The sequence below is a fragment of the Enterobacter sp. CGMCC 5087 genome (assembly GCF_003144775.1).
GTDB lineage: Bacteria > Pseudomonadota > Gammaproteobacteria > Enterobacterales > Enterobacteriaceae > Enterobacter > Enterobacter cloacae_M.
Genome location: NZ_QFXN01000112.1, coordinates 1 through 7,220, shown reverse-complemented (window position 1 = coordinate 7,220; position 7,220 = coordinate 1). Strand labels below are relative to the sequence as shown.

The 7,220-nt window shown below is 52.5% G+C and carries 9 protein-coding genes and 1 pseudogene; 6 read left to right on the top strand and 4 right to left on the bottom strand.

All coding sequences use genetic code 11. From position 1 onward, the window contains the following. The 3 genes and pseudogenes from DEO48_RS26925 to DEO48_RS11195 form a co-directional block, all read left to right on the top strand. Nucleotides 1-235, top strand: a pseudogene (locus DEO48_RS26925) (hypothetical protein); the annotation flags it as partial. Then, the gene (locus DEO48_RS11200) at nt 235-492 is read left to right on the top strand and encodes a PAAR domain-containing protein (RefSeq protein ID WP_109845196.1); all 258 of its coding nucleotides are present in this window, start codon (nt 235-237) and stop codon (nt 490-492) included. The pseudogene DEO48_RS26925 and the gene DEO48_RS11200, both read left to right, overlap by 1 nt. Further along, a complete protein-coding gene (locus DEO48_RS11195; RefSeq protein WP_109845195.1) occupies nt 492-1,865 on the top strand; it encodes a hypothetical protein in 1,374 nt (457 codons plus the stop codon). The genes DEO48_RS11200 and DEO48_RS11195 overlap by 1 nt, the downstream gene beginning before the upstream one ends. A 119-nt stretch (nt 1,866-1,984) precedes the next feature. Here the strand turns inward: DEO48_RS11195 and tyrP are convergent, their stop codons facing one another. Further along, a complete protein-coding gene (gene tyrP / locus DEO48_RS11190; RefSeq protein WP_109845194.1) occupies nt 1,985-3,196 on the bottom strand; it encodes a tyrosine transporter TyrP in 1,212 nt (403 codons plus the stop codon). Nucleotides 3,197-3,425: 229 nt separating this feature from the next. On the opposite strand from tyrP, the gene DEO48_RS11185 reads away from it, so the two are divergent. Continuing rightward, on the top strand, nt 3,426-3,767 hold the full coding sequence (locus DEO48_RS11185; protein WP_109845193.1) for a hypothetical protein: 342 nt from the start codon (nt 3,426-3,428) through the stop codon (nt 3,765-3,767). A gap of 36 nt (nt 3,768-3,803) precedes the next feature. Here the strand turns inward: DEO48_RS11185 and ftnA are convergent, their stop codons facing one another. Both ftnA and yecR read right to left on the bottom strand, forming a co-directional pair. Next, nucleotides 3,804-4,301: a non-heme ferritin gene (gene ftnA / locus DEO48_RS11180; protein WP_014884366.1), complete on the bottom strand. Its 498-nt coding sequence runs from the start codon at nt 4,299-4,301 to the stop codon at nt 3,804-3,806. A gap of 204 nt (nt 4,302-4,505) precedes the next feature. Beyond that, nucleotides 4,506-4,844, bottom strand: a complete 339-nt coding sequence (gene yecR / locus DEO48_RS11170) for a YecR family lipoprotein (protein WP_023312272.1) — start codon at nt 4,842-4,844, stop codon at nt 4,506-4,508. Nucleotides 4,845-5,078: 234 nt separating this feature from the next. Here yecR and azuC point away from each other — a divergent pair, with 234 nt between their 5' ends. Next, nucleotides 5,079-5,162 (top strand): stress response protein AzuC, encoded by an 84-nt coding sequence (gene azuC / locus DEO48_RS11165; protein WP_014884364.1) that lies wholly within the window; start codon nt 5,079-5,081, stop codon nt 5,160-5,162. A gap of 107 nt (nt 5,163-5,269) precedes the next feature. Next, nucleotides 5,270-5,521, top strand: coding sequence for a DUF2766 family protein (locus tag DEO48_RS11160; RefSeq protein WP_008500405.1), 252 nt, complete (start codon nt 5,270-5,272; stop codon nt 5,519-5,521). A gap of 42 nt (nt 5,522-5,563) precedes the next feature. Here DEO48_RS11160 and DEO48_RS11155 read toward each other — a convergent pair whose 3' ends face one another. After that, a complete protein-coding gene (locus DEO48_RS11155) occupies nt 5,564-6,907 on the bottom strand; it encodes an anaerobic C4-dicarboxylate transporter (protein WP_023312271.1) in 1,344 nt (447 codons plus the stop codon). Between the last annotated feature and the right edge of the window lie 313 nt (nt 6,908-7,220).

The window sequence follows — 7,220 nt, the reverse complement described above, 5'->3', positions numbered from 1 at the left end:
CGGTGGATCTGGGATTACATATACCGCGTCAGATGGCGCTATACATCACCTAAAGCCTAATTCTTCTGGTCCTGCTTGGGGGCTGGATTACATCACCAAACAAGGTCTAAAAGAAGACACTGTCCAGTTTAAAACGAACTATCAGGACCTCCCCGATAAAGTACCGGAAGTAAAAGGCTACACCGGCTGGGATCATATGCGTTGCGATATGGATGCAGGAAGGAAAGGATACTAATGAACGGCGTAATTCGACTCAATGACCCGCTGGTGAGCGGCGGGAAAGTAATTAAGGCGTCAGGCGCGCAATTTATGGGCCTGCCCGTGGCTCTGAAAGGCGATGAAGTGACGTGTACGGAGCATAAGGGGACGTTCCCTATTAACGACTGTCACCCAACCTGGACGATGAACGGCCGCGGCGTGGTCGTGGACGGCTGTAAAGCGGCATGTGGTTGTGCTATCCGGACCACGCTATCTGTTGCGGGGGCTGAGTGATGAACTGGTGGTTGTATCCTAAGCAGGACGAATTTAAAGACGACTACCCCTATCTGGCAGTATTTATCTTATACGTGATCGTCGTGATTATCGGTATTGCTGTTCGGGCAGTCACCTGGCCGGGTAATAAACATGTTGATCTCGATTTTCTTGCCCAGTCCGTTGTTATTCCGGTTGTTTTTCTGACGGGGTTCGTTCAGATGTGGTCTGTCGTGTATCACGGCATGAGGCACTACATGGAAACGAGGCTGCTGATTGCCGCCCGGCAGGAATACAAGGTTGTCAGCTTTGCCAGGGGGAATATTACCCTTGCTGGCTGGTCCGTACTCACTCCACCAAAGGCAACAAAGGAACTGGCACTGAGAATGCTGAAACTTGAGGGAGAGTTTCCGCTGGCCGCTAAAATGCCGTTGAAAATCGAGCTGGAAGAATCGTTCGATTTCACGAGGGCCGGGCAGGCAGTATCCCGCGTTCTGGAGCCCATGGCAGGGAAACTTTCTCGGTACCAGCAGATTGAAGCGCTGGTGTGGGTTCAGGGCGGGGATGAATCCTGTAGCGATGAACTCCGGCGCGTGCTTGAACGTTCTGCGATCGCGACGAAGAAAATCACTTTTTTACCTGAATGCCCGGACTATACGCAAGTCACGGAATGGATAAATCTGTCGAAAAGCTACGTCGTTCAACGGCTGCTTATCTGTGTCGATCTGCATTCTGACGAAGAAGCATCTAAACAGATGGAAAATGTTACGGCACTTTTCTTCACGAACGACTACGTCAAAACAGCAGGAGAAAAACCGGTTTATTTTTATCAGCCGATGACGGGTGTCACAGACGTAGAAAGTAAAATGCCCGTTTATCTGAGGACAGAAACCGTCAGCAAGCCTAAGCAACTCTGGTATACCGGGTTATCCCGCACAGAGAAGTATCCGCTGCTGGAAGTGCTGGACGAGAACAAAGTGGTGCCGGACAGGCTGGAGCTTGAGGCTTCGCTCGGTGAGCGCTCTGCCGGTTATCAGTGGCTGATGCTGGCGCTGGCCGCTGATGCGGTTATGTACGGGCAGGGCGATCAGCTTGTGGCCGCGTCCGCACAGAACCATTTTGCCATGGCCGCGCTATCCTCCCGGTTGACCTGCCAACCCGATTACCCCGAAGAAAAAAGATATACGTTGCCGTGGCAAGCTGGCGGGATTGGCGGTCTGATGTTGTTTTTTGGGCTGATGTTAATCATTGCCAGCGTTGGTGAAGCCGGTAAAACTCTGTCCGGCTGGTTTATAACGATAATGGCGGTTCTGTTAATAGGTTTATTCCTTGGGATGGGGACATTGTTTACCTTGTATTATGGTGACAAAGCTTATGAGCACATGGGGATGTGATGATGAATGAAGCATTAATTTTAACGACAGCATTCCGGCTGGTGATAATCGTAATATAAGGGATTGATTAAAGGGGAATCTCTCCCTATTAAAGCGGATAGTTTCCCCTTAAACCTTTGTTATCCCACTTCCGGCAGCATCCCGGCTGCAATCAACACCTGCACCAGAATAATCACCACCCCACAGCAAAACACCACGCACAGCAGCGGTTTTCCCCCCGCCACGCGGTAACCCTGCTGCGGATGCTGCTGGCGGCTCTTCCATGCCAGCAGGGAAGGGAGCAGCAGGGCCAGGATAGAGAGCGCCACCCCCGCATAGCCCAGCGCCATCACAAATCCGCGTGGGTAAAACAGCGCAAAAGCGAGCGGCGGCAGGAAGGTGATGGCCCCCGTCTGCAACCGTCCAGCCGCGGTATTGCGACGCTGGAACAAGTCGGCGAGGTAATCAAACAGGCCGAGCGCCACGCCCAGGAACGAGGTTGCCAGCGCCAGGTCGGCAAACAGGTGTACCGCCAGCTCCACGTGCGGGGAGGTGACGACTTCGCGCAGCGCCAGCAAAAAGCCGTTCAGGCCAGCATGTTGCGCCATCAGCCCAATAAAGGTTGAGGAGTCAATGCTGCCCAGCGTCACCAGCTGCCAGAAAATATAGGCGATCAGCGGAATGGCACTGCCGATAACAAAGACGCGGCGCAGCTTGCGGATATCGCCGTTCATATAGCTGACGATGCTCGGCACGCTGCCGTGGAAGCCAAACGAGGTGAAAATGACCGGGATCGCGGAAAGCGCCAGCCCTTTTTCCAGCGGCAGCGTCAGCAGGTTGACCTTGTGCACGTGCGGCGCCAGCAGCACCAGCATGATAATCAGGAACAGAATTTTGGCGCTGAACAGAAAGCGGTTAAACAGATCGACCAGCGATGTCCCCACGCAGACCACGCCGCCGCCGATGAGCGCAAAGAAGATAGCCCCCGTCGCAGGGGTAATGTCAGAGCCAAACCAGTCGTTGACGCTGGAGGCGATGAGTTCCCCGGCGCCGCTGATATAGGCGGCGGTCAGGGCGTACATCAGGAACATCATGCTAAAGCCGGTTATCCACTGGCCGTAGCGTCCCAGATAGCGCGCCGCAAGCGAACCCAGGCCGGTGTCGGCGGGCACGTGCTGGTAAACCTCAAGCAGCAGCAGGGCGGTGTAACACATCAGCGCCCAGAGCGTCCCCAGCAGTACCAGGGTCATGCCAAATCCTACGCCCGCGGCCGCCAGGGGCATGGCCAGCATTCCTGCGCCAATTGTCGTTCCGGCGACGATAAAAATACTTCCCAGGGTTCTGTTTTTCACGCTTTCCTCTACAACGATGCTTAACCGCGACAAAATCTGCGGCGCAGAGTAAGGGAAAAGCCGTAATTCGTCAAATCACCGTTACAAGTAGTGTAATGAATAATTTACGGATTATTGGTGCTCTGATCCTTTTTAGGTGGATGCCTACTTCATAAGGGCAATATTGCTGGGCGATATTCCGGCGTAACGTAAACAATAAATATAAATTATCAAATTAAGTGAGGGTTTTATGGCTGGAGAGAATCCCTTCACCGCGGCATGGAGTCGGGGAGGTAACCTGTTGTGCCATGGCCACTGGATAATCAGCTGGCAGAACCAACCCCTGATACTTCCCGAGTCCCGCCGCGAAAAGGATATGGGCACCTGGGCAATCTATTCGGTTATCGATCCTGAAGATCAAACCTTTGCACAAGGCTTACAGGAAGATGAGTGGATCGTTGAGAATGTCGACTGGTTAACGGATATGTTCTTCGAGGTGGGTATTCCGCTGGAGACGTCCAGCTACCGCTATTTTTACCAGGCGGTGAATCCTCATGACTGGCGCTGCACCAGCTGTACGGGGTGTATGTAAATTAACGCGGTGCCGGTTTTCGGCACCGCGCTGAAATTAATTCTGCGTATCGAGGGTGGAAAGTTCTTTATCAATAAAGTAAAGACCTTCGCCGGATTTTCCCACCAGAGACAATTTATCCAGTACGGATTTAAACAGCTTCTCTTCTTCGTGTTGTTCAGCGACATACCACTGCAGGAAATTAAAGGTTGGATAATCCTGGCTGGTCATCGCGGCGTGGACCAGTTCGTTAATTTTCTGCGTGATCAGCTGCTCGTGCTCGTAGGTGGCGCGGAAGAGTTCATCGAGAGAATTATACTCAGCAAAAGGTGAAGCCACGGTTTCAATGCGCGGCAGGCTGCCCGTATCCGTAAGATAATCAAACAGACGTTGCATGTGGGTCATCTCTTCCTGAGCGTGACGACGCAGAAACGCGGCCGCACCTTCGAAGCTGTGATAGCTGCACCAGGCGCTCATCTGCTGGTAGAGCAGGGATGAAAAAAGCTCAAGGTTCATTTGTGCGTTGAGCTTGTCGATCATTTCAGTTTTCAGCATGGTGACGCTCCGGATTATTATTTCTGGTTCACAATGAGCGACACTATAATTTGTTATTTAATTATTTGCAAAACGTAAATTTTTTATTTTATTTATTTAAAATACGAATGGGAATAAAACGCATTGGCGATTTTTATAATTTATTAATGAGAATTGTTTTTGTTCGTAATGAAATAAACTGCCAGCAAACGCTGGCAGCGTTGATTAATACCAGGGATTATTTGTCTTAGGGTTAACGGCGTAACCCATACATTTATACTGGATAGTCACGCTCTCGTTCAGACACAAAGAGCCGCTCGTCAGGGTGCAGGTTTTAATGGGCTGACCATAGGCTGAGGCAGTGGCATACCCCATGCTCTGACACGCTTTTGCTGCCGTGCCGTTATTCACATACTCATCGGAATACGCATTTTGCAGCGCTGCCTGGCCGTAGTCGAGGCGGACGATGCCGTTCGGCGCGTCGCGGCTGCTGACTTCAGCCTGGCGGTTGATACTACACCCCGCGAGCAGCAGGATTGTGCCGGCTACAATGACTCTTTTCATGGTTCGCTCTGAGTGGATGGAAATAGCTTATCGTACCCGCAGATGCCCGCTGCAATGCCTGGAATAGCCGGACAATCTGCCCTCACTCTTCGCAACGGGTGAGAGGGGAGCGCTATCAGGCCAAACTCTGATAAAGATGTGATGAGTATCACAAAATGATTGATTTTTGTGATGATGGTCATATTATAAGCACGTTGACAATAAAGTTGTATAACAAGTTAATGGAGCATCATCGTGAAACTGCGCAAAATCCTGAAAAGCATGTGGGCCAATTACTGCCGCACGTTCAAAGACGTGCCGCCAGGCGCCATGTTCTGATAAAAAAACCTGCTTCGGCGGGTTTTTTTGTACCTGCAGGCGATGAAGGGAAGATGTCAGGGGGCGTGTTTTGCTACTATGGCGGCCTTTAAATAAGGAGAAAACCCATGTCACAAAACCTGAGCGCCGATCAGGAACTGGTCTCTGACGTTGTCGCCTGTCAGCTGGTTATCAAACAAATCCTTGATGTTCTGGACGTGATTGCGCCGGTTGAAGTGCGCGAGAAGATGTCTACGCAGCTGAAAAATATCGATTTCGCCAGCCATCCTGCTGCCGCTGACCCGGTTACGCTTCGTGCGATCCAGAAAGCCATCGCGCTGATTGAACTGCGATTCACGCCGCAGGGTGAGTCCCACTAAAGCAGGAAAAGGGGCGACGGCACGTGTCGCCCTTTGATGCTGTTAAAAGAACGTCTGGACCAGCAGGTAGCTCGCCGCGCACGCGCAGCTTACTCCAATCAGCCCAGGCAGAATAAAGCTGTGGTTGATGATAAATTTCCCGATGCGGGTCGTGCCTGACCGGTCAAAGCCGATGCAGGCCAAATCGCTGGGGTAGGTCGGCAGGACAAAATAGCCGTATGACGCCGGGAAAAAGGCGATCAGCATTTTCGGGTCGATGCCCAGCATGAGGCCCATTGGCGCAACGGCCGTCAGCGCAGCCGCCTGGCTGTTCACCAGTTTTGACACCAGAAACAGCACAATGGCATACGTCCACGGGTGGCTCTTCACCACGCCTTCCAGCGCCAGCTTTAACTCGTCGAGATGCGCCTGGAAAAAGGTATCGCTCATCCACGCCACGCCGAACACCGAGAAGATCGCGACCATACCGGCCTTGAACACCGCGCCGTTGGAAATGGCCGACGCATTAACCTTACAGGCCATCAGCATCACGGCGCCCGCAATTAGCATCATCATCTGAATGACAAGGTTCATCGACAGCGCCGTCATTTTGCCTTTCACTTCAAAGGCGGGGCGCAGTTCCGGGAATGCCCCCAGCAAAACGACCACGGCAATACCAGCAAAGAAAATCCACGTGGACCAGTAGGCCTGTTTAGGGAAACGCTGATTCATTAACGTCTCCGTACCGCCGTAGATAAACTCGCGCTGCTTAGGATCTTTTAGCTTTTCCTGAAACTCAATGTCGTCCGCCAAATCTTTCCCACGGCGTAAGCTCCACAGGGCCGCAATGGCTACGCCGAAAAGCGAAGCGGGAACCGACACGGCGAGAATTTCCAGGATCCCCCACGCGTGGCCGATCCCATGCTGGGCCGCCAGGATGGACACCAGCGACACAACGGCAACGGAAACGGGGGATGCCGTAATCGCCATCTGTGATGCCACCGATGCCACGGCCATAGGGCGCTCCGGGCGGATCCCTTTTTTCAGGGCGATATCCGCAATGATGGGGAACATGGTGTAGACCACATGGCCGGTGCCGCACAGAAAGGTCAGCATCCAGGTGGTGAAAGGGGCGAGCAGGGTGATGTGCTGCGGGTGTTTGCGCAGCAGGCGTTCAGCAAACTGCATCATGACGTTGAGGCCGCCCGCAGTCTGCAGCGTAGCCGCACAACCTATCACCGCAAGGATGGTCAGCATAACGTCAACCGGCGGTTTACCCGGTTGCAGACCAAAGACAAAACATAAAATAAAAAGACCAATGCCGCTGATTAACCCAAGCCCCATACCGCCGAAACGCGTACCCGTCAGCAGGCAGAGGAGAATGACAACAAACTCAATGGTGATCATGATGCTCCCTCGTCAATGATTATGTAACTAAATAAATCATCACACGTTGTGTGGTTAATCATTGGGAGCCAGATCTGATTTGTTAAATTTCAGCAAAAGCAGAAGGTTGGAGATGGGAAGGGGACTTTATTTCGTATGGGACGTAAATTCACATTCAACAGCGATTCAAGGTGTTTTAATCAAATTAAAAACTAACAGCGACGTCCTGGTCCGGCTGTAAATCGCCGAAGCGATTCCGTAAGGCCGGGGCGAGGCGCAGGGATGCGCCGAGAGGGCGTGGCCTGTAGGGATGCAGGCTCATGCCCGACCCGAA